The 22,798-nt window shown below is 34.9% G+C and carries 26 protein-coding genes and 1 tRNA gene; 19 read left to right on the top strand and 8 right to left on the bottom strand.

Translation table 11 applies throughout. From position 1 onward, the window contains the following. Positions 1–21 precede the first annotated feature (21 nt). Positions 22–1,434, top strand: coding sequence for an efflux transporter outer membrane subunit (locus NBX25_RS13215; protein ID WP_123910139.1), 1,413 nt, complete (start codon positions 22–24; stop codon positions 1,432–1,434). A 366-nt stretch (positions 1,435–1,800) separates the two neighbouring features. Here the strand turns inward: NBX25_RS13215 and miaA are convergent, their stop codons facing one another. Then, on the bottom strand, positions 1,801–2,715 hold the full coding sequence (gene miaA, locus NBX25_RS13210) for a tRNA (adenosine(37)-N6)-dimethylallyltransferase MiaA (protein ID WP_250253954.1): 915 nt from the start codon (positions 2,713–2,715) through the stop codon (positions 1,801–1,803). Positions 2,716–2,810: 95 nt separating this feature from the next. Here miaA and NBX25_RS13205 point away from each other — a divergent pair, with 95 nt between their 5' ends. The 3 genes from NBX25_RS13205 (at position 2,811) to nadA (ending at position 5,438) form a co-directional block, all read left to right on the top strand. After that, complete coding sequence (locus tag NBX25_RS13205; RefSeq protein WP_250253952.1) at positions 2,811–3,668, top strand: YicC family protein; 858 nt, start codon at positions 2,811–2,813, stop codon at positions 3,666–3,668. 80 nt (positions 3,669–3,748) lie between these two features. Beyond that, positions 3,749–4,312: a guanylate kinase gene (gene gmk / locus NBX25_RS13200; RefSeq protein WP_123910136.1), complete on the top strand. Its 564-nt coding sequence runs from the start codon at positions 3,749–3,751 to the stop codon at positions 4,310–4,312. Between the two features lie 106 nt (positions 4,313–4,418). Continuing rightward, entirely contained in the window at positions 4,419–5,438 is a 1,020-nt protein-coding gene (gene nadA / locus NBX25_RS13195; RefSeq protein WP_068944588.1) for a quinolinate synthase NadA, read from the top strand. Positions 5,439–5,492: 54 nt separating this feature from the next. On the opposite strand, the gene NBX25_RS13190 is transcribed toward nadA, so the two are convergent. The 6 genes from NBX25_RS13190 to NBX25_RS13165 form a co-directional block, all read right to left on the bottom strand. Continuing rightward, a complete protein-coding gene (locus tag NBX25_RS13190) occupies positions 5,493–5,696 on the bottom strand; it encodes a hypothetical protein (protein WP_250253951.1) in 204 nt (67 codons plus the stop codon). A gap of 54 nt (positions 5,697–5,750) precedes the next feature. Further along, positions 5,751–5,960 carry a hypothetical protein gene (locus NBX25_RS13185; RefSeq protein WP_250253949.1) on the bottom strand — a complete coding sequence of 70 codons (210 nt, stop codon included), beginning with the start codon at positions 5,958–5,960 and terminating at the stop codon, positions 5,751–5,753. 52 nt (positions 5,961–6,012) lie between these two features. Next, complete coding sequence (locus NBX25_RS13180; RefSeq protein WP_250253948.1) at positions 6,013–6,210, bottom strand: hypothetical protein; 198 nt, start codon at positions 6,208–6,210, stop codon at positions 6,013–6,015. A 37-nt stretch (positions 6,211–6,247) separates the two neighbouring features. Continuing rightward, positions 6,248–6,418, bottom strand: coding sequence for a hypothetical protein (locus tag NBX25_RS13175; protein WP_164464447.1), 171 nt, complete (start codon positions 6,416–6,418; stop codon positions 6,248–6,250). A 71-nt stretch (positions 6,419–6,489) separates the two neighbouring features. Further along, entirely contained in the window at positions 6,490–6,684 is a 195-nt protein-coding gene (locus NBX25_RS13170) for a bacteriocin-like protein (RefSeq protein WP_068944592.1), read from the bottom strand. 108 nt (positions 6,685–6,792) lie between these two features. Beyond that, a complete protein-coding gene (locus tag NBX25_RS13165; protein ID WP_250253947.1) occupies positions 6,793–6,975 on the bottom strand; it encodes a hypothetical protein in 183 nt (60 codons plus the stop codon). 42 nt (positions 6,976–7,017) lie between these two features. Here NBX25_RS13165 and thrA point away from each other — a divergent pair, with 42 nt between their 5' ends. From thrA to NBX25_RS13125, 8 genes are all read left to right on the top strand, one after another. Beyond that, a complete protein-coding gene (thrA, locus tag NBX25_RS13160; RefSeq protein WP_250253946.1) occupies positions 7,018–9,468 on the top strand; it encodes a bifunctional aspartate kinase/homoserine dehydrogenase I in 2,451 nt (816 codons plus the stop codon). Positions 9,469–9,479: 11 nt separating this feature from the next. Further along, on the top strand, positions 9,480–10,415 hold the full coding sequence (locus NBX25_RS13155) for a homoserine kinase (protein WP_250253944.1): 936 nt from the start codon (positions 9,480–9,482) through the stop codon (positions 10,413–10,415). 7 nt (positions 10,416–10,422) lie between these two features. Continuing rightward, positions 10,423–11,727, top strand: coding sequence for a threonine synthase (gene thrC, locus NBX25_RS13150; protein WP_250253943.1), 1,305 nt, complete (start codon positions 10,423–10,425; stop codon positions 11,725–11,727). Positions 11,728–11,730: 3 nt separating this feature from the next. Further along, the gene (gene folB / locus NBX25_RS13145) at positions 11,731–12,099 is read left to right on the top strand and encodes a dihydroneopterin aldolase (protein ID WP_250253942.1); all 369 of its coding nucleotides are present in this window, start codon (positions 11,731–11,733) and stop codon (positions 12,097–12,099) included. Between the two features lie 34 nt (positions 12,100–12,133). After that, entirely contained in the window at positions 12,134–13,498 is a 1,365-nt protein-coding gene (locus NBX25_RS13140) for a DUF4403 family protein (protein WP_250253941.1), read from the top strand. Between the two features lie 42 nt (positions 13,499–13,540). Then, positions 13,541–14,038, top strand: a complete 498-nt coding sequence (locus tag NBX25_RS13135) for an RDD family protein (RefSeq protein WP_250253940.1) — start codon at positions 13,541–13,543, stop codon at positions 14,036–14,038. Positions 14,039–14,097: 59 nt separating this feature from the next. Continuing rightward, positions 14,098–14,168: transfer RNA gene (locus tag NBX25_RS13130), tRNA-Cys, on the top strand. 671 nt (positions 14,169–14,839) lie between these two features. Further along, complete coding sequence (locus NBX25_RS13125; RefSeq protein WP_250253939.1) at positions 14,840–15,067, top strand: glutathione synthase; 228 nt, start codon at positions 14,840–14,842, stop codon at positions 15,065–15,067. 529 nt (positions 15,068–15,596) lie between these two features. Here NBX25_RS13125 and NBX25_RS13120 read toward each other — a convergent pair. Then, entirely contained in the window at positions 15,597–16,043 is a 447-nt protein-coding gene (locus NBX25_RS13120; RefSeq protein WP_123910124.1) for a hypothetical protein, read from the bottom strand. 305 nt (positions 16,044–16,348) lie between these two features. On the opposite strand from NBX25_RS13120, the gene NBX25_RS13115 reads away from it, so the two are divergent. The 7 genes from NBX25_RS13115 (at position 16,349) to pyrF (ending at position 22,772) form a co-directional block, all read left to right on the top strand. After that, positions 16,349–16,906: a YMGG-like glycine zipper-containing protein gene (locus tag NBX25_RS13115; RefSeq protein ID WP_250253938.1), complete on the top strand. Its 558-nt coding sequence runs from the start codon at positions 16,349–16,351 to the stop codon at positions 16,904–16,906. 51 nt (positions 16,907–16,957) lie between these two features. Further along, positions 16,958–18,592, top strand: coding sequence for an LIC_10190 family membrane protein (locus NBX25_RS13110; protein WP_250253936.1), 1,635 nt, complete (start codon positions 16,958–16,960; stop codon positions 18,590–18,592). Positions 18,593–18,642: 50 nt separating this feature from the next. Next, entirely contained in the window at positions 18,643–19,713 is a 1,071-nt protein-coding gene (aroC, locus tag NBX25_RS13105; protein WP_250253934.1) for a chorismate synthase, read from the top strand. A 17-nt stretch (positions 19,714–19,730) separates the two neighbouring features. Further along, entirely contained in the window at positions 19,731–20,294 is a 564-nt protein-coding gene (locus NBX25_RS13100; protein WP_123910120.1) for a thioredoxin family protein, read from the top strand. 11 nt (positions 20,295–20,305) lie between these two features. Next, positions 20,306–20,845, top strand: a complete 540-nt coding sequence (locus tag NBX25_RS13095; protein WP_250253933.1) for a TlpA family protein disulfide reductase — start codon at positions 20,306–20,308, stop codon at positions 20,843–20,845. An 84-nt stretch (positions 20,846–20,929) separates the two neighbouring features. Beyond that, positions 20,930–21,271 (top strand): YkvA family protein, encoded by a 342-nt coding sequence (locus tag NBX25_RS13090; protein ID WP_123857582.1) that lies wholly within the window; start codon positions 20,930–20,932, stop codon positions 21,269–21,271. A gap of 121 nt (positions 21,272–21,392) precedes the next feature. Beyond that, positions 21,393–22,772 carry an orotidine-5'-phosphate decarboxylase gene (gene pyrF, locus NBX25_RS13085; protein WP_123910118.1) on the top strand — a complete coding sequence of 460 codons (1,380 nt, stop codon included), beginning with the start codon at positions 21,393–21,395 and terminating at the stop codon, positions 22,770–22,772. The last annotated feature ends 26 nt before the right edge of the window (positions 22,773–22,798 follow it).

The following is a 22,798-nucleotide window of genomic DNA, read 5'->3' as shown; positions in this document are numbered from 1 at the left end:
AAAGTCTATTAAAGAAAAACTATGAAAAGACTAAAAAATATTATATTAACATTCGCCATAGCTTTAGGATCTGTTTCGTGTGTGTCAAAACTGGCATACACGGAGCCGGACCTTCCGCTACCGGAAAAATTCCAGTACACGGCCACTGCTGATACAGCAAGTATTGCCAATCTGGAATGGAAACAATTTTTCAATGACCCTATTTTACAAGGTCTGATTGAAAAAGGAATTAAAAATAATTATGACCTTCAAATTGCCCTAAAACAAGTAGCTTCTTCACAGGAAAAACTGAAACAGGCAAAATATATGCAATATCCTGATGTTGGTTTTGGAGTAGCGGCTCAGATTTCTAAGCCATCTAAAAACAGTATGAACGGACAAAGCTTAAACCTGTTTTTAGGTCAAAGCCATGTTGAAGATTATAATGCAGCCTTCAATCTTTCATGGGAGGCCGATATCTGGGGGAAAATCAAAAACCAGCAAGAAGTTTCCAGAATGCAGTATCTGCAAACGTATGAAGGTTCAAAGGCTATTCAAACTCAAGTGGTAGCCGCTATTGCCCAGGGATATTACAATCTTCTGATGCTGGATAAACAGCTGGCAATTGCCAAATCCAATCTGGAGTTAACCAGTAATACTCTATTAATTACACAAAAAATGTGGGAAAGTGGAGATACCACTTCTTTGGGAGTTCAGCAGGCTACTGCTCAGAAACAAGCCACTGAACTTTTGATCTCTCAATTGGAACAGAATATTGCGATTCAGGAAAATGCATTGAGTATTCTGGTAGGTGAGACGCCTAATAAAGTCAACAGAACGATTGAGATGTCTGATACTTCTCTGCCTCAAAATATCATGGCAGGACTTCCTGCAGCTATGGTAAGCCGCAGACCGGATGTACGTCAGCAGGAATTGGTTTTACTGGAATCTAATGCCATGGTAGGAATTGCCCAGGCCAATATGTATCCTGCTTTAAAGATTACAGCAAATGGCGGAGTTAATTCATTTAAATTCGATAACTGGTTTCAGATTCCGGCATCATTATTTGGGTCGGTTTTAGGAGGAATTACTCAGCCGATTTTCCAGAAAAGACAATTAAAAACCGATTTTGAGGTAGCTAAAATTCAAAGAGAGAAAAATGTATTGGCGTTCCGTCAAGCCGTATTAAATGCAGTAGGGGAAGTTTCTGACGCTTTAGTTTCTAATGAAAATTTAAAAGTCCAGGAACAAAAAGCAGCAGAACAGTCCACTACATTGAAAGATGGAATTAAAAGTGCACAACTTCTTTACAGAGGAGGTTCTACCAATTATCTTGAAGTGATTACCGCACAGGGAAATTCTCTTCAGGCAGAGTTGAATCTTGCTTCCATTAAAAGACAAAGATTAAGCAGCATTGTAGATTTATACAGAGCGCTGGGTGGCGGTTGGAAGTAGTAAATTAAATTATATTGTTTGAGATGCGGTTCTTTATAGGGCCGCATTTTTTTATTGTTAAATCATTGTAAATCAACATAAACTCTATGCTTTAGATTATCCCCAGGACATCTAATTATATGCTGTCATTCTGAACGGAACAACGTGGAGTGAAGAATCTCTGAAACAATATACAAGATTCTTCCTTCGTCAGAATGACAAACAATACATATAGTCTTTGTCATTCCGAGGAATCTCAATGTCTGTCTTCAATTTTTAAATGATTAAAGAAATTAAATTTCATCAATGCGAATCAATAGATTTTAAGAACAGCATTCCTTAAAGCCAAGCTCCCCTACCCTCTTATAATCTTAATAGTTCAAAAATTTATTTCTGAAACTGCTCAGTAATCCAAAGAATCAAATCCTCATAATCCTGCTGAGAATATCCCAACTGCAAATAATGAATATCATCAGCCTTTCTATACCATGTCAATTGACGCTTAGCATATCTGCGGCTATTCTTTTTAATTTCAGAAACGGCAAATTCAAGATCCCATTCTTCATCTAAATATTTGAATAATTCAGTATAACCAACCGTATTCAAAGCAGTCAGTCCTTTGAATTTCTCCAGACCTTTTACCTCATCCAAAAGACCCTTTCCCATCATAATATCCACTCTACGGTTGATTCTATCATACAATTCTTCTCTTGGCGCTTCAATTCCAATTCTGATGACGTTAAAATCTCTGGAATCCTGAGAAACAGCAATCTGTTCAGAATACTTTTTATCGGTTTGCCAGATCACATCAATAGCACGTAAAAGTCTTCGGTGATTGTGAATATCGACTACTTCAAAATATTCGGAATCTAATTCTTTTAAAATTTCCTGAAGTTTTTCAACACCTTCCTCTTCCATAAGTTTCTGAAGCTTTTCCTGATTTTCAACATTGGCTTCAGGCAGATCATTCAACCCTTCAATCACAGCTTTTTCATACATCATACTTCCCCCTACAAGAATGACGGTGTTATGTTTTTGAAAAAGTTCAGTGAGTTTTTTCAGGGCATCTTCTTCGTATTGACCAATTGAATAGTATTCTTCAACGGAAAGATTGCCGATAAAATGATGAGGTGCTTCAGCCAATTCTTCTTCAGATGGTGCTGCTGTTCCTATTTTCATTTCCTTGAAAAACTGCCGGGAATCACAGGAAACAATTTCGGTATTGAAATGTTTTGCCAGATCAATTGCCAGTTTTGTCTTCCCTATTCCGGTGGGTCCTACTACAGAAATCAGATTTTTCATCAGTGCACATTCATTATTTTATCAGTAAAATAGAATCTTTTACAGATTTCACTGTGCTAATTTAAATGTTTATCTTTGTAGAACAATAAAAAACTATGATTTTATCAATGACTGGCTTCGGTAGAGCCGAAGGTGTTTTTGAAGGAAAAAAAATAACAATAGATATTAAATCACTGAACAGCAAGAGCTTTGATTTAAATATCAAAATTCCTTTACGTTACAAAGAAAAAGAATTTGAGATCAGAAAAATTCTTAACGATAGAATTATCCGTGGAAAAGTTGACTGCTATGTCAATCTTGAAAATCTTGAAGAATCTAATGATGTAAAAATTAATAAAGGTTTAATTGATTCATACATCAATGAACTTAAAAATATTGCATCAGATGGTCCTGATTTCGAATATCTGAAAATGGCAGTAAGATTGCCGGATGCCATCACCTCAAGACCTGATGAGCTTACGGAAGGCGAATGGGAAGCATTAGCAAAAATCGTTCATGCTGCAGTAGATCGATTTGAAGAATTCAGAAAAACTGAAGGCAGTATTTTACATGAAGAGCTTAACAGAAACATTCAAAACATTGATAAATATCTGGGCGAAGTGATTCCTTTTGAAGAAGAAAGAATCGTAAGTGTAAAAGAACGTTACCAAAAAACTCTGAAAGAATTCGAAAATGTGGACGAAACCCGTTTCTATCAGGAAATGGCTTACTTCACAGAAAAACTGGACATTTCAGAGGAAAAAGTAAGACTGACCCAGCATTTGAAATATTACAAGGAAGTAATGGACAATGAATCTTTCAATGGTAAAAAACTGGGCTTTATTTCCCAGGAAATCGGAAGAGAGATCAACACTTTAGGTTCTAAAGCCAACCATGCCGAAATCCAGAAACTGGTAGTGATGATGAAGGATGATTTGGAGAAAATTAAAGAACAAACGTTAAACGTGTTGTAGTGACCAGGTACGAGATGCGGGATCACAATTATTATTGATTAGATAAGCAACTCGGACTCTGGAGCTCGAAACTCAAAAATATGGATAAAGTAATTATATTTTCAGCACCGTCTGGAAGCGGAAAAACTACATTGGTAAAGCATTCTCTTGAAACTTTCCCTACACTGGAGTTTTCAATTTCATGTACTACAAGACAGCCAAGAGGAAGTGAAGTGCATGCAGTAGATTACCATTTTTTATCACCTGATGAATTCAGACAGAAAATTTCAGAAGATGCTTTTGTAGAATATGAAGAAGTATACACTGATAAATATTACGGAACTTTAAAATCTGAAGTGGAAAAGATTTGGAATCAGGGAAAAGTTGTTATTTTTGATGTAGACGTAAAAGGAGGTATCTCCCTGAAAAAATATTTTGGAGAAAAGGCGTTGTCTATTTTTATAGAACCACCTTCCATTGAAGAACTGGAACGAAGATTGATTTCAAGAAATACGGACGATGATGAAACCATCAAAACCCGTGTAGAAAAAGCTGAAGAAGAGATGTCTTATGCCAGTGAATTTGACAGGATCGTCATCAATTCCGATCTTGATGAAGCTAAAAAAGAAATAGAAAGTTTAATAAAAAGTTTTATCAATAATTAATGGCTGGAAGATGGGGGTCAGAAGATGAAAGGAACGTACTTTCATCAAAATCTAACTTCTAATTTCTAACCTCTAACTTCTGATAATAAAAAACATTGAGGTTGATATGAGTACCGAAACATTAGAAAAAGCTAAATCTGCGATTCCCGTAAAAGGATTCCTGGATATAAAAGACATAGCGATTCCTCAGGGAGAAGAACTGGTAAAAGCCATTCTAAAACTTAAGGAAGAGAAAAACGCTGTAATCCTTGCCCATTATTACCAACCGGGAGAGATTCAGGATATTGCTGATTTCCTTGGAGATTCTCTGCAATTGGCAAGACAGGCAAAAGAAACTAATGCTGACATGATTGTATTCTGTGGAGTACATTTCATGGCTGAAGCAGCAAAAATTCTTAATCCAACTAAAAAAGTAGTTCTTCCTGATACCATGGCTGGATGCTCTCTGGCAGACGGATGCTCTGGAGAAGGATTAAGAAAAATGCGTGAGCAACATCCTGATGCTTTAATTGCTACTTACATTAACTGTAATGCAGAAACAAAGGCTGAAAGTGATATTATCGTAACAAGCTCAAATGCTGAAACCGTTATTGAAGCGCTTCCAAAAGACAGACCCATCATTTTTGCACCGGACAAAAACCTGGGAAGATATTTATCTAAAAAGACAGGTCGCGATATGATCCTTTGGGACGGAAGCTGCATAGTACACGAGGCATTTTCAATGGAAAGAATTGCAAAACAGCTTGCAGACAATCCGGATGCAAAAATGATTGCACACCCGGAAAGTGAAGAAGCTGTTTTAAAATTAGCACACTTCATTGGTTCCACTTCTGCTCTGCTGAACTTTGTAGAAAAAGATGATTGCCAGAAATTCATCATCGCAACAGAAGAAGGGATTCTCCATGAGATGAGAAAACGTGCACCACACAAGGAATTAATTCCTGCATTAGTTTTCGACGAAAGTTGTAACTGCTCAGAATGTTTCTACATGAAACGTAATACAATGGAAAAGCTGTATTTATGTATGAAATATGAACTTCCTGAGATTCTTATCGACGAAGAATTAAGATTAAAAGCATTGAAGCCCATTGAGGCGATGCTTGATCTTTCGAAAAGTATAAAGTAAATTTAAAGCACTGTTTTTACAGTGCTTTTTTATTTTTGATGAGTCATCTTTATATTAAGATACTCCTCCATCCATACACTCCATACTTACAATTACACATGCTTTGCAATAAGTAGGAAGCGCTTGATAAGCACTACATGGAGCATCATTGGGACCAGTTCCATATGTTGTATGCTGTGGACATCTGCTACAGTTTGATCCAATTGAACCATTTATGCCTCCTAATTCTTTTCTGTTTAATTTCTTTATATTTTTCATAGTTATTTTAATTTTTTGATGTTATTGAATAGTATTGTTTAGCAAAATTTTCATTTAGTGACCATAATAATCAGAATAATCCGGTCCATAGCAATCGGCACTTACATCAACGCAATTTCTACACGCAGGAGATAATGCCCAAAAAGCCATACAGCCATTGGTATACTCAGGACCATCTCCATAGTTTCCGGAAGTCGGACAGAAGTTACATCCCGTTCCTTTACCATTAATATCCTTCAGGTTTGTTCGTGATAATTTTTTCATGTTTAGATTTGTTATTAATTAATGTTTTACTGATCATTGATAATTATTCCTGTTAACTATCTCCAAAACAAGATCTGCTGACTCTAACACAATTTTGGTCTTTGCAGTAATCCGGTAATGCAAAATAATTATCACAGGTTCCAGTGTATTCCACTCCCGGCCCATACTTAATATGAGCTGGACATCCGTTGCAAAGAGAAGCATTCGCACCTTTAATATTTTTAAGATGATGTCTGGATAACTTTTTCATATTGCAAAGATTTTGAATGATTTCAATTTGATTCAAATTACAGCATGGGAGGATAGCATTTTCCACCAGGCTTAAGCCAGCATCCCCATCTGCCTCCACCCATAAAACATACAAGTTGTTCACTACCACAAGCTTCGATTTGAATTTGTGTAGCGCCACCACTGATATTCTTCTTCTGCTCTCTTGATAATCTTTTAATTGTTTTCATATTATTTTAATTTTAAGATGATAAAGCAAAAAAGCACTGTAATAACAATGCTCTTATATTATTGAAAGATATTAATAACGGTCAAAACAGTCCATGCTTACTAATACTCTTTTTTTACAGCACTCTGGCAGCCCATAAAAGTCTCCACATGATCTTGGTTCATTTGGTCCATAAGGTCCAACAGGACAATTTTCATAACAATCCCCTATTCCACCACCATTAATTGATTTTAAATGTTCTCTTTTAATTTTTTTTGAATTTTTCATTGGATATTCATTATAGTTAGTTTGATAAATGTAAGATTTTTAATTAATTACACAAAATATTTCTCTATAAAAGGATTTACAAATTTATTATGTTAAAAGTTTGCTATTTCAAAATAATTTGTACATTTGTCCTGTTACAATGAATTTTTCAAGAAACATATCTGATATTTCTATCCTGAAGTCACCTATTTCAGGAGTATCTGCTGTTTCTACATTCACAACTACAACAACTACCCCATAAAGGGGTAAATTTTCACATATTATTTCCGGTACCTGTACTCTTTTTTTCAAAGAGTAACTCACTCACTTTATCTAACCTCAAATAAATAATAGATGAAAATCTTAAAATTCGGCGGAACATCAGTCGCCAATTCTCAGAATATCCTGCTGGTGGAAAATATTATCAAAAAGGAATCTTCAAAAAGCAATGTTGTAGTCATTTTATCTGCACTTCATGGTGTAACAGATCTTCTTATTAAGGCTGCAGAATATGCAGCTGTTAAAAATGAAGATTATTTACAGTTGCTTAAAAATGCGGAGGAAAAATACCTGAACCTTGTCAAGGAACTTATTACTGTACTGGAACAAAGTTCTTTACTAAGTTTTGTAAAAAAACACTTCAATGATCTGGAAGATCTATACAACGGAATTTTCGTTCTTGGAGAGCTTACCCCAAGAATCAAGGATAAAATTGCCTCATACGGAGAATTTTTATCATCCAGTATCATTGCAGCAAGACTTCAGCATCAGGAAATGGATTGTTTATGGATGAATGTTTCACAACTCATTAGAACCGACAGCAATTTTACTCATGCGAAAGTAAATTTCAGCGTCACTGAAAGCAATATTAAAAATTATATCAACAAGCATCAGAATCGTATCCTGATAGGTCCTGGTTTTATAGCCAGTGACGAAAAAGGCCATACAACAACATTAGGACGTGGTGGTTCAGATTATACTGCTGCTATAATTGCTGCTGTCATTCAGGCTGAGGAACTTCAGATATGGACGGACGTAAGTGGAATGATGACTGCTGATCCTCGCTTGGTTTCCCATGCAAAACCCATCGCAGAAATTTCCTATCATGAAGCTATGGAGCTTTCTCATTTTGGAGCAAAAGTTATTTATCCACCATCTATTCAACCTGTGATGGTAAAAAATATTACGCTTAAAATTAAAAACACCTTTGATCCGGAAGCGCAGGGAACATTAGTATCCCATAATCTGGAAATTTCGGAAAATGAGAAACATGAGGTAGCAGTAGGAATTTCAAATATGGGCCATATCGCCCTTCTCACTCTGGAAGGTAGTGGAATGGTAGGAATTCCTGGAATTTCCGCAAAACTTTTTCAATGTCTTAGCCAAGAAAAAATAAATGTGATTCTCATTACCCAAGGTTCTTCGGAACATTCCATTACTATCGCCATTCACGAAAAAGATATATCAATTGCTGAAACGATGATTAATGCTTCCTTTGCTGATGATATTGATTTAAAAAGAGTAGCTCCGGTTCATATTGAAACAGATCTTTCAATTGTAGCTTTAGTAGGAGAAAACATGAAAAGTAGAAGTGGGGTAAGTGCTAAAATGTTTGGGTGTCTAGGTAATAATGGAATTAATATCAGAACTATTGCACAAGGTTCCTCAGAAAGAAACATCAGTGTTGTTGTTGCTGAAAAAGATGCCAGAAAAGCAGTTAATGTCCTTCATGAAGAGTTTTTCGAATCAGAAATAAAACAAATTCATCTTTATATCTGTGGAACAGGAAATGTGGGCACCAAGCTTATCCAGCAGATCTATAATCAGAATAAATATCTGAGAGAAAACCACTTCATCAACTTAAGAATTGCTGGTCTGTCCAACAGCCGAAAGATGATTTTTGCAGACAAAGGAATTTCCAAAGAAGAATACCTCAACTGGAATGAATCAGGTATTGAGGCTTCAGCTCAAAAATTTGCCGAAGAAATCAAAGCCCGTAATTTAAGAAACTCTGTTTTTGTTGATATCACCGCAAGTTCTGAAATTCCTGAAGTATATGAAGAACTTTTGAAAAGGAGTATCAATATTGTTGCCTGTAATAAAATTGCGGCTTCATCGGATTTTAACAGATATACGACATTAAAGAATACCGCCAGAAACCATAATTGCACTTTTCACTTTGAAACGAATGTAGGAGCCGGGCTTCCGGTAATAGGAACCATTAATGATCTCATTAAAAGTGGGGATAAAATAACTTCTATTGAAGCTGTACTTAGTGGAACATTAAATTTTGTATTCAACAACTACGATGGAAGCAGAACATTTTCTGAAGTGGTAGCTCAGGCACAAAAAGAAGGCTATACAGAACCGGACCCAAGACTGGACCTTTCCGGAACCGATGTGGCCAGAAAGATTTTAATCCTTGCCAGAGAGGCCGGATATTCACTTCAGTTTGAAGAAATTGAAAATATAGGTTTCCTACCGGCAGCCTGTATGGAAGGTAGTGTAGAGCATTTCTATGAAAAGCTTACAGAATATGAAAGTCATTTTAAGTCTTTATTGGGTAACGCCCAAAAGGAAGGAAAAATACTGAAGTATATTGCAGAATTTGAAGAAGGAAAAGCCAAAGTAGGTTTACAGCATGTTGCTCCGGGAAGCGATCTGTTTCATCTTTATGGAAAAGATAATATTGTCATTTTTAAAACCTTAAGATACTCCGAACAACCATTGGTCATCAAAGGAGCCGGTGCAGGAGCTGAAGTGACTGCCAGTGGTATTTTTGCAGACATTATCCGTTCAGTTTAAAAACAAAAAATATGAAAAAAGTAAAATTAAAGATTCCGGCTACTGTAGCCAATTTAGTATGTGGATTTGATATTCTTGGAATGGCTGTTAATGAACCTTATGATGAAATGGAAATCCGTTTACTGGAAACTTCGGAAATCATCATAAAGCATACAGATTCTTTCGGGCTTCCTGAAGAGCCGGCTAAAAATGTTGCAGGTGTTGTACTTTTAAAAATTCAGGAACATTTCAACTTAAAAAATGGCTTTGAAGTTATTATTCATAAACATATAAAACCGGGAAGTGGACTAGGTTCCAGTGCGGCTAGTGCTGCCGGAGCCACCATAGGAGCCAATATCATATTGGGAAATATCATGTCAAAAGATGAAGCGGTACATTTTGCCATGTTTGGAGAAGAACTCGCTTCCGGAGTTCGTCATGCCGATAATATCGCTCCATGTATCTATGGTGGAATTACTTTAGTAAAATCTACAGATCCCATTGATATCATTCCATTGAATGCCCCTGATTTATTTGTTGCCGCCGTACATCCTCAGGTTGAAGTTAAAACTTCCGATTCAAGACAAATTTTAAAGAAAAATATCGCCTTAAAAAGCGCTGTTGAACAATGGGGAAATATTGCAGGATTGGTAGCAGGTATTCAGAAAAATGATTTTGCACTGATTGGCAGAAGTCTCAACGATGTCATTATAGAACCTATACGTAGTATTTTAATTCCAAAATTTGATGAAATTAAATCAAAAAGTCTTGAGCTTGGAGCTCTGGGAGGAGGAATTTCAGGATCAGGACCTTCTATTTTCATGCTGGCAGAAAAAAAAGAAACGGCAGAAAAAATTGCTGACCTTATGAAAACCATGTATGATGAAATTGACATAGACAACTTCGTTTATGTTTCCAAAATAAATCCTGTTGGAATTGAAGCCATTGAAGAATCAAAACTAGATTAAAGACAAAATGAAATATTATAATTTAAAAGACAGTAAAGAAAGCATTGATTTCAGAACTGCAACCATAAAAGGACAGGGAAGAGATAAAGGATTATTCTTTCCTGAAAAGATCCCTTACTTCGAAGAAGAATTCATTCACAATCTCTCTAAATATTCTGATGAGGAGATTGCTTTTCAATGTATGAAAGACTTTATTGGAGATGAAATTCCTTCAGCAATACTTAAAAAGATTGTTGAAGAAACCATCAGCTTTGAAATTCCTTTGAAAAGAATTAATAATGACATTTCAGTTTTGGAACTTTTTCATGGCCCTACTCTGGCATTCAAAGATATTGGTGCAGGATTTATGAGCAGATGTCTGTCTTATTTTTTAGAAAATCAACAGAAAAAAGTTACTGTTTTAGTAGCGACTTCCGGAGATACTGGCGGAGCTGTTGCTCATGGATTCTATGATCTTCCGGGCATTGATGTTGTCATTCTTTATCCTAAAAATAGGGTAAGCCCTGTTCAGGAAAAGCAACTTAGCGCATTAGGTAAAAATATTTACGCGCTGGAAGTTAATGGCAGTTTTGATGATTGTCAAAATCTGGTAAAACAAGCTTTTTCCAGTGAAGAAGTCAATAACCAAGTCTTCCTGACTTCTGCCAATTCTATCAATATTGCCCGATGGCTTCCGCAGCAGATTTATTATATGTTAGCATTAAAACAATGGCAGCAAATAGAAAACAAAGCTCCTGTAATCTGTGTTCCAAGTGGAAATTTCGGGAATATCTGTGCTGGAATTTTGGCTCATTTACGTGGTCTTCCTACAGAACATTTCATTGCAGCCTGCAATACCAACGATGTAATCCCTGAGTATTTGGAAACCCAGAATTTTAGCCCTAGAAAGACTGTCGCTACTTTATCCAATGCTATGGATGTGGGAAACCCCAGCAATTTTGTCAGAATTCTGGAACTTTTCAACAATGAGTTTGATGCTCTAAAGAATAAGATATCCGGCTATTCCATAGATGATAAAAAAACCATGCAGACAATTACAGATGTCTACCACAAGGATCACTATGTTCTGGATCCTCATAGTGCAGTAGCATTTGCTTCACTTGAGCAATATATTAAAGAAAATCCAGGTAAAAAAGGTTTCATCCTGGGAACAGCACATCCGGTAAAATTTCCTGGTGCTGTAGAAAATGCAATCAAAACAAAAATTGAAATTCCCCAATCTTTGGAAGCCCTAATGAAAAAGGAGAAAAAAACTGTAGAAATAAATTCAGATTTTGAAGAATTAAAACGATTTTTGCTTGATAAAAATTAAGCAATGAGTAAGATATATCTTGAAGATGTAAAAATATATGCCTACCACGGGGTTTTACCTGAGGAAAATATTATTGGCACCTACTATATTTTAAATGCAGAACTTCATACCGATTTGTGGAAGGCAGCAGAATCAGATGACCTGAATGATACCATAAGCTATGCAGATATCAACGATATTCTTCATCAGGAAATGAAAATCAAATCCAAATTGCTGGAACATGTTGCGGGAAGAATTATTTCAAAAATACATGATCGTTTTCCACAAATCGACTATATCAAGCTTAAGCTTACCAAAACAGCACCGCCTATGCAAGGTGAAATGAAAGGCGCAAGTATTGAACTGGAAAAAAGTTTTAAACCGGAAAATTAAAATTCTTATTTTTATTTTCTAAAAAAATACAAAATTGAAATTCGTTAAAATATTATTTTTAGTAGCATTTATCAATACTTTTGGTCAGACAGGTGTTGATAATCAATTGGCCAGTTATAATTTTCCGAAGATTAAATCCAGCATTACCATGCCGGTAACAATCCCACTTTCAGAGCTGAGCAATATGGTAAACGCCTCTGTAAAAGATCTCATCTACCAGGATGATTCTTATACAGATAATAATAATGACCAGTTTAAAGTAAAAGTATGGAAAACCAGACCCATTCGCTTAGTTGGAGGAACCAGCCAAAATCTATTGATTGAAGTTCCTTTAAAAATATGGGCAGAGAAAGGAATCGGAACCCTGGGCGTTTATTCCTATCAGAATACTACTTTTGAAACCGTAATGTCCTTTAATACTACGGTTACATTTAAAAACAACTGGACAATTACTACCAATACACAACCCAACGGCTTCCGATGGGTAACAAAACCGGTATTGGATTATGGAAGAATACAAATTCCGATTACTCCTATTGTTGAAAAGAGTTTAAAAGAACAACAGGAAAAATTCTGTAAAACCATCGATCAGCAAATGGCTACCCAGCTAAACTTCCAGCAATATGCTATTATGGCCTGGAATACATTTGCACAGCCATTCAATATTTCAGAAGAATATAATACATGGCTAAAAGTAAGTCCGGTGGGCGTTACCATCACTCCTTTAAAATTCTATGGAAATCAGATCAATGCCACCCTTGGAATTGATATTTTCTCAGAAACTTTTACAGGAAATAAACCTGCAGCCTCTCCTACTGTAACTTCAGCAAGTAATTTTAATTTTGCTCCAACTGTTGCAGATAAATTTGTTTTGCAGACTACAGCCAATATTCCTTTTACAGAAGCCAGTAATATGGCCAGAAAAACATTTCTCAACAAAGAATTTGATATTAGAGATTCCAAAGTAAAGGTAACAGACATCAGAGTGTATGGTGTTGACAACAGAATTGTTATTGAAGCACAGACAGATGGTTATATCAAAGGGACTGCTGTAGTTTCGGGAATTCCTGTATATGATGAAACTAAAAGAAAAATTGTCTTATCTGATACGAAATTCAAGCTTAAAACAATGAATATTCTCCAAAAGACAGCCTCACTTCTATTCCAGGGGAAAATTGTAAAGATGATTGAAGAGGAATATGGAATTCCAACCCAGGAATTGGAAGAAACATCCAGAAAAAGTATTGAAGATGCTTTCAACAAGGAATATTATAAAGGATTAAAGATGAGCGGAAAGGTATTTAATCTGAGACCAAGCAAAGTTCTTCTCAACAGTACAGGAATTACTGCTGTCATTGATACTAATGCCACTTTAAAACTACTTGTGAACGGACTTTAAAAATCAAATAAAATCCAGTTAAAAAAAACTAATAACCGACCCATGAAAAGAATTTTAAATATTGTTGAATACAATAAGGCTTCATTATGGATTAGGTTTGCCAATAATTTCATAGATGTTATCATCATATATATTGTCAATTACCTCCTCTCTAGTATTTGCAATTTCCTTTATAACATTACTTCACTTGAGTTTTTCTACTTCTATAGTAATGGAGGCTTTTTATGGAGTCTCTTTATTGGAAATTTCAACTATTACCTTTATTATTTTCTGATGGAAAACTATTTAGATGGAAAAACCATTTCAAAGTATATTACAGGGACCAAAGTAATCAGTACAGATGGGACAAAACCAACAACCCAACAAATTATGTACAGAAGTCTTTCCAGAATTGTTCCTTTTGATGGGCTCTCATTTCTTGGGGTAAACGGATGGCACGACAGCTGGAGCGACACAAGAGTAATTAATCTAAAAAATTATATGGCTGAAATTCAAGCAAAAAGCGAAATTGACAGTCTAGGAAAGAAAGAAATCGCATAAAAACTTTGGTTTGTATAGAAATTTAGCTATATTTGCACACCTCAAAAATGGTAAAACATGGTACTTTGGCCGAGCGGCTAGGCAGTGGTCTGCAACACCATCTACAGCGGTTCGAATCCGCTAGGTACCTCTTTAAAACCTCTAAATTTTATTTAGAGGTTTTTTTTATGCAGTTTTATTTATAAAATTAGAAAGGATCAACTTGTTGATTCCACTCTTGTTTACTAAAATGAATCAAGTTTTAAGAATTACAGGAGGAATTTCAAACTCTTCAAAATAAAACAAACTCTACCACATAGGAGGAGCTTGTTTTACAACACAAAAAAGAATGATGGATGACAATTATTTTTCTCAAAGATAATCCAACTTCAACCCCATCTTTTATGAGTACTGTCATATACAAAAAAAAATCCTCGGAAATTCCGAGGATAAAAACTAATAACCATGAAAACTCAAATTAAACATGAGTTGCATTGGTATATTGAAAAATCGTGCCAAGAATTACTTTTTTCGAAAAAAAATTAAAATTTTATTCATAAACAGAGAAAATTAAATTAAAAAATAACCACTCAAAACCTATTGAACTTTAAATATATACAAATAATAACTCTACTAAACATATCAACACATTATCAAATCCAATAATACTTAATAAATCAATAATTAAAAAAAACTTTAAAATAAAAAATTAAGCAAAGAACAATAAGACTTCAAAATATCGCATGAAGCAAAGAAGGCAGAAAAAATCACAACTTGGCACAATTTATTCTGTCATTTAACATACCATTTAAATCTAATATCATGTCACAAAAACAATTTAAAAAAACAGATTTTGCTCAGAATCATGAAAAGCAATATCAGATTGAGTTCAAAGTAAATGAAATAGGTGAAGGCAGCAACCTTACTCTAGAAAGACTGAATGAAAAAGGGGAATATGAAATAATACAAGCTCCTATCCGAAGATTAAATGAAAGCATATTTGTAGTTTGGGATCACCCTTTTGACGGCAGAATAATTTTTGATGAATAAAGGACTCAGCACATGGATGAAACTACATCATCAAAAAAGCCCCCATCCGGAGGCCTCAAAAAACACAAATGATGAAAAAAAATTTTATATCAGAAATAAAAATTTCAACTCAAAAATAAGCCTTCTTTTTCTTCTATTTTATGAGCACAGTCATATAACGTTTTTATTTACACTTCTTCAACGTCTTCTCTTTGCAATAAAAAAGTTCCCCAAAATGAGGAACTTTTATCATAAGGATAATATGGAATAGAAAATGTTTACTCAAAGATACCATTCTTATTCCTCTACAGATATGAGTATAATCATAAAGGCATTAAAAAGAAAAGGCCTCCATGCGGAGGCCTAAAAAACACAAATGATGAAAAAAATCTATTCAGAAAAATCCAAACAGAATATCATGTAAACTGTTTATATATTCCTCCCATTAAGAAGTTCTCATATATTCAACAGTATTAATAACTACATATTGATTAAAAATCCTCATTCGAGGATTTGGTAAATGTAGATAAATATTTTGTCTTTCACAAAGTTATTCTTCCCATGTGATAGGAACATATATTGTAATGTATCCATCATCATCTACATTTTCATCCGATACTGTAGCAATTACTGTTCCATATCCTACCCAGCCTCCCTGGCCCTGGATGCCTGAAAATTCATAGGTTCCTTCCGGAAGATCTTCCTCAGAATACTGGGGAAGCGCACGGTAATTGTATTGACCGGTGAAATACTCATCTCCTGTAGCAGTGTTTTTGGCAACAAATCCTCCCAAATCAAATCCTGAACCTGAAAGCATTTTTGTTCCACTTTGAGATATCAATCCATAACGAACCGGATATGTCTTTGTTTTTGCATCCTTAATCGATACTTCTGTACGAGTCTTAGATGGATTCTCCACAACATCAGTGGAAGAAAACGAAGTAGTAACAGCCAGTAATCCTACTACAGCTGCTACTGTAAAAATTGATTTTTTCATATTGAAAGTAATTTAGTTTCTCAAAAATAGGCATCATAAATTAAATCAACAAAAACTATGGATTAACTATATCTTACAAATTCATTTTAGTAAAAATTTCGCGGCATAAGCAGAAAACTACAATAAATCTCCATTAGAAGATTCACTCCAAATCCTCTTTATTACTATGATCTTTATCAGGATTTAGAATTCATTTGAATCTTTTACTATCAACTTTAACATTCTTTAACTGAATTTTGGCTTCATAATTGAAAATAAATCTAAAATTAAAGCCGTTTAGGCTTAAGCTTATTAAAATTTGAGTTATGAAAAAGATAGTATTAGCAGGTTTTTTATCCGTTTTCTTACTAACGGCCTGCAAGAAAGATGACAGAACTGCTGAGAAATCACTGGAAGAACAAAAGCTTGAATTCCAGTCAAGACAGCTTGAAATAGAACGACAAAAACTGGCTATTGAAAAAGAAAAGCTGGTATATGAGGCTCAAAAAAAAGCAGACAGTATCTCTGAAACCAAGAAAGCGAAAGCTACTGCTGAAAATAATTCAAAACCAAAAGTGATAAGAGAAACCCGAACGATATACCGTGACAGAAGCTCTCACTCTAACTCAGGCGGTGGAAGCAATGGTGGATACGCTGATAACGGAAGTGGTACTTCACAGGGAACTACTCAGAAAAAAGGAATGAGTAAAGCAGCCAAAGGTACTATTATTGGTACTGTAGGTGGGGCAGCCGCAGGGGCAATCATTGCTAAGAAAAACAGGGGTCTGGGTGCTGTAATCGGAGGTGTGGTAGGTGGAGCTACCGGATATACCATCGGTAGATCACAGGATAGAAAAGACGGAAGAGTACAACCAAGAAGATAATTTTTTTACCATAACATATAAAGATTGCTTATTTTTAAGCAATCTTTTTTTATGATACTCATTCTGTTTTCCACCATTTTTCTTCTTCCGGTCTTATCAGGACTTGGAAAAATCATGGAAAAATTCTTTGGAATCTTATTTCAGGGCATCTCCGGAAAAATACTTTCAGGAATCATGGGAGTAAGTCTTACATGGACTGTCTTTTCTTTTTTTATTCCCCTGAATATTTATGTAGAAGTTACGACTGTCTTATTAGGGTTACTCTACTTTTTTAAAGAAAGGCTGTATCTGGAATTTTATAGATTCCCCAAAAAAGATTTGTTTTTAACAGTGTTCATTTCCTTTATAATAGTTTTTACCGGATCTTATTATCCTTATATATTGGACCATTTCGGATATTATGTCCCAACCATTCAATGGTTGACGGAATATGGGCTTATCAAGGGAATTTCCAATCTGGATCTTACATTGGGGCAAATGTCGATATGGCATATTTTTCAAGCAGGTTTCTCCAATTTTTCAGATCCTTTTCTGAGAATCAATTCGATTTTACTGGTTATCTATACCCTTTACATTCTTGAAAGAAAAAGCTGGATTCAGCTATGTTTCATTCCAATATTATTACTTTTTTCACAGTCACCCAGCCCTGATCTTCCTGTTATTATCTTTTCTTTAATTATTTTAAATGAGGTTATATCCGGAAATAGAAATATCAGTATTCTCTTTGCCTTTTCTGGTTTTGTTTTTGCTATAAAACCAACTATGATCTGGTTGCCAATACTGGTTTTCCTTTATAATTTTTTTATTTTTAAATCAGATTTTAAAAAGCTGTTGTTCGGAGGTCTTATTTTATTGTTATTCTTTATTAAAAATATCTGGACATTTGGATATCCTGTATTCCCGATATCTATAGGAGATTTTGGTTTCATCTGGAAACCCAACCCTGAGGTATTGAAAACTTCTTCCCAATATGCGATTCTGAAAACCTATGACATGCAGTATTCGTATGAAGAAATTCAAAGTTTTTCCACTTGGGAACATATAAAAAACTGGTTCTTTCTGAAGGGTATCAAATCAAAAATCAATAGTCTGTTCATACTAAGCTTATTCGTTTTTTCAGTATTTGCCTGGATGAAGAAAAAGAAACTCATCACTCTGATCTGTATCTCCTTGTTGATAAAAAGTATACTTGTACTGGCTTTTTCAGCACAATACAGGTTTTTCATAGACGTATTTTTCGTTATATTTTTTGTTTTGTTTCATGAATATTCAGATAAAAGAAAATCCATTGCTGTTTTTTCTGTATTCAGTTTACTTTTTATTTCATTATTAACTTTCCCCACACTTATTCAACAGTATATTCCAAGTTTTCAATTAGGACATTTTATGGCCGGATTTAAAAAGGAACAGCTTTATCAGCCCTCGTTTTATGAGTATCATCAATTCGACAGTTTTAAGGTTGGCAACTTAAAATTTAATGTCTCCAAAAACTATCCTTACAACTTTGAAACCCCTCTTCCTGCTATTTCCGAGAGTTTTATTTTTGACGATGCAAAAGCCGGAATTTTCCCTCAACCTATTGACAAAAATAATATAGCAAAAGGATTCATCTGGAAAAGAATGACTTACAAAGAGAAAAAAGAAGCAGAAACAGTCATCAATAAAATCGAAAACATTCATAAATAGAACAAATACTGAAACTTTATTATGTGAAGAAAAAAAGGTAATTTTGTATCATGTTCAATACATTAGGTAATCTTCTTAGTCTTACAACATTTGGAGAAAGTCACGGAGTGGCTTATGGCGGTATCATCAATAATTTTCCGGCAGGTTTAACGGTAGATCTCGATAAAGTTCAATATGAACTGAACCGAAGAAAGCCCGGACAGTCAGCTATTGTTACTCAAAGAAAGGAAAGCGACACGGTAAAGTTTCTTTCCGGAATTTTTGATGGAAAAACAACAGGTACGCCCATTGGTTTTATCATTGAAAACGAAAATCAAAAATCAAAGGATTATGACCATATTGCTGGAGCCTATCGTCCTAGTCATGCAGATTTCACATATGATCAGAAATTTGGTTTCAGAGATCACCGCGGAGGAGGAAAATCTTCTGCCAGGGAAACCATGAACTGGGTAGTGGCAGGAGCTTTAGCCAAGCAACTATTACCAGAGATTGAGATCAATGCTTATGTTTCTTCTGTAGGCGATATTTTCTGCGAAAAACCATACCAGGCTCTTGACTTTTCTCAAACGGAAAGCAATGATGTACGTTGTCCGGATGCTGAAACGGCAGAAAAGATGATTGCCAGAATCAAAGAAATTAAAAAAGAAGGAAATACAATTGGAGGAACCATTACCTGCGTGATCAAAAATGTTCCTGTAGGAATTGGTGAGCCTATATTTTCAAAACTCCAGGCTGAACTGGCAAAAGCAATGCTGAATATCAATGCCTGCAAAGGCTTTGAATATGGAAGCGGATTCTGTGGAGCAAAAATGACAGGAAAAGAACATAACGATCAATTCAACACGGATTTTACCACAAAATCTAATCTTTCAGGAGGAATCCAGGGAGGAATTTCCAATGGAATGGATATTTATTTCCGTGTGGCATTCAAACCTGTAGCCACTATTTTAAGACCTCAGGACAGTATTGATAAGGAAGGAAACCCGGTGATTGTAGAAGGAAAAGGACGTCACGATCCATGTGTCGTACCTAGAGCTGTTCCTGTAGTGGAAGGCCTTGCTGCATTTGTTTTGGCAGACTTATTTTTGATTAATAAAACGAGAAACATCAATAATTTTTAATATAAATATTTTTGGTAATGAAAAATTACTGGGACCAGGGAATTTCTTTTGAAGAATACCTTCAAATTGCACAACAAAGATTAGACAATCCTGCTAACCAACAGGAAATTGAATATAAACAATATTATGAGCTTGGACTTCAGAGAATGGACAGAACCATTAAAAAGTATGTTCCGGATGAAGATCAAAGAAAAGAATTAGAGTCTAAGAATTTTGACGGAAAGATTTTAATCATTTCTGAGGCTTGGTGTGGCGATGCCAGTGCAACAGTTCCGGCACTTTTTAAATTCTTTGAAGGTCATAATGAAATCAGAGTTTTTTTAAGAGACAGTGATAAGAGTTTAATCAACCAGTTTTTAACCAATGGTACTGAGTCTATCCCTAAGGTATTAATTCTTGATAAAGATTTTAATGTAAAAAATTCATGGGGTCCCCGTCCAAAATATGGATATGAGCTATTGATGAAATATAAAGCTGATCCGGAGGGGTATCCAAAGGATACTTTCTATAATGACCTGCAGATCTATTATGCAAAAAACAGAGGTAAAGATGCCGTTCAGGAAATCTTAGATCTGTTATAAAAAAACAGAATATGAAAAAAGGGATTATTTTTATTGTAATAATTGTCATCATTGGTATTATAGTATTTGTACCGGGAGTGAAGGATTTTCTGAAAAATCAGTTCTTCCCTATCGCTACCATTGAAAATGCAGTACACATCAATGAAGAAGATTATGATATAGACCTTAAAGGTATCAATGCACCCAGCACTAACCTTAAAAATTTCAAGGATAAAGCTGTTTTCCTTAACTTCTGGGGAACATGGTGCCCACCGTGCAGAAAAGAATGGCCATCTATTCAGAAATTATATGATACAAGAAAAGATCATGTAGATTTTGTACTTATCGCCATGAATGATAAAGAAGAAGATGTTAGAAAATTTCTAAAGGAAAATAATTATACGGTGCCTGTGTATATTGCACAAAGCCCGATATCTGAAAAGATCCTTCCTAAAGTTTTTCCTACGACTTTTCTTCTGGATAAAACCGGCAGAATTCTTATTAAGGAAGATGCCACAAAAGACTGGGACTCAGAAACTGTGCATCAGTTTATTGATAATATCATCAAATAATTTTTTAACTAAATTTTATAATTTGTTGGTACAGGATTTGTGAAATTTATACCATTGAAAAATTTGTTTAAATCCAAACACAAAATGAAATATTCAAAATTAAATCTTGCAAAAGAAGCTATCAATCACAAGGGCTTTGTAAAAAAGATCCCTGATATTTTCAGAATGGTAAAAATGTGGAGAAAAGGAAGCTATCCGATGAAATCCATTGACATTATTCTTCCTCTATTGGGAATTTTATATGTCATCTCCCCTATTGACCTTCTTCCTGAATTTGCCATCCCGGTGCTTGGAGTAATGGATGATCTGGCCGTATTGTCACTTACCATTCCCAAACTCATCAAAGAGGTGGACAAATTTTTGCTTTGGGAAGCTGAACAAAAATATAATGGCACTCAAATGATTGATGCCGAGATCGTAAAATAATAGTTTATTTATATTTTTAAAACCATTCTGTTTTTGCAGAATGGTTTTTTATTAATCAATTGGCAATAAATTTTTAAGCCTTATTTCAAATCCTTAAATTTGCAATATCTAATAAAAAATAATGGAAAGTAAAAAAGAATTCTTTTTGGAGTGCTACAAGCTAGGCATCATTAAATTTGGAAGGTTTACCCTGAAAAGTGGTATAGAAAGTCCTTTTTATGTAGACTTAAGACCTTTGGCTTCGGATCCTAAAATTTTAAAAAATCTTGCTAATTATTTATTGGAAATGCTTCCATTAGATAATTTTGATTTAATTTGTGGAGTTCCATATGCTGCCCTTCCTATGGCTACGGCTATGTCACTGGAAAGTTATATTCCATTAATTATTAAAAGAAAAGAAGCAAAAAGCTACGGTACCAAGAAACTGATCGAAGGAATTTATCAAAAAGGACAGAACTGTCTTTTAGTAGAAGATGTCATCACTTCTGGAAAATCTTTGGTAGAAACTATTGCTGAAGTAGAACAGGAAGACCTTAAAGTTGCTGATATTGTAGTGGTCCTGGACAGAGAGCAAGGAGGAAAGCAACTGTTGGAAGGTAAGGGGTACAGAGTGCATACTCTTTTCAATATTTCTGAAGTGTGCGAAATTCTTCAGGAAACTGGTGAATTATCAGATGAAGAAGTGAAGAGAATTCAGGACTTCTTACAGGGTAACCATATTCAGTTTGAAGAAGAAACCAGAGCTTCTTATGAACAAAAGCTAAGCAATACCCAACATTCTGTTTCAAAAAAATTATTGGAAACAGCATTGGCAAAAAAATCTAACCTTATTGCTTCTGCAGATGTTACAACCACTCAGGAATTATTAGATTTTGCAGAGAAAGTTGGACCTCATATTATTGCTTTAAAGACCCACATCGATATTATTTCTGATTTTGATTATGAAAAAACAATCACTCCTTTAAAAGCAATCGCTTCAAAGCATCAGTTCTTATTGATGGAAGACAGAAAATTTGCAGACATTGGAAATACACAAGAACTACAATTTACGAGTGGAGTTTTCAAAATTACTGATTGGGCTGATTTTGTAACATCCCAGGTTATTGGTGGTTTTGAATCTTTAGACTGCTTTAAAAATGTAGGAGTGGTAGCCATCGTTGGAATGTCTTCAAAAGGAGCTTTAACTACAGCTAGCTATCGTGAGGAAGCATTAAAGGTAGCTTTATCTCACCCTAATGTAATTGGAGGAGTTTCTCAGAATAAAATCCCTGAAGATCTGTTGTTATTCACCCCAGGTGTAAATCTTGCAGATTCTGGAGACGGAAAAGGGCAACAGTACAACACTCCGGAACACGTTTTCAAAACGCTACACACGGATTTTATTATTGTAGGAAGAGGAATCTATAAATCTGAAGATCCGGAAGCGGCAGCAGTTACTTATAAAAATGAAGGTTGGAATGCCTATATTAATTCTTTGGAAAAAAAAGCAATTCAGAACTAAAATCCTATAAAGTATATACAAAATAA

It is taken from the genome of Chryseobacterium sp. Marseille-Q3244 (genome assembly GCF_940807095.1).
Taxonomy (GTDB): domain Bacteria; phylum Bacteroidota; class Bacteroidia; order Flavobacteriales; family Weeksellaceae; genus Chryseobacterium.
This window is presented reverse-complemented; position numbering and strand designations above follow the sequence as displayed.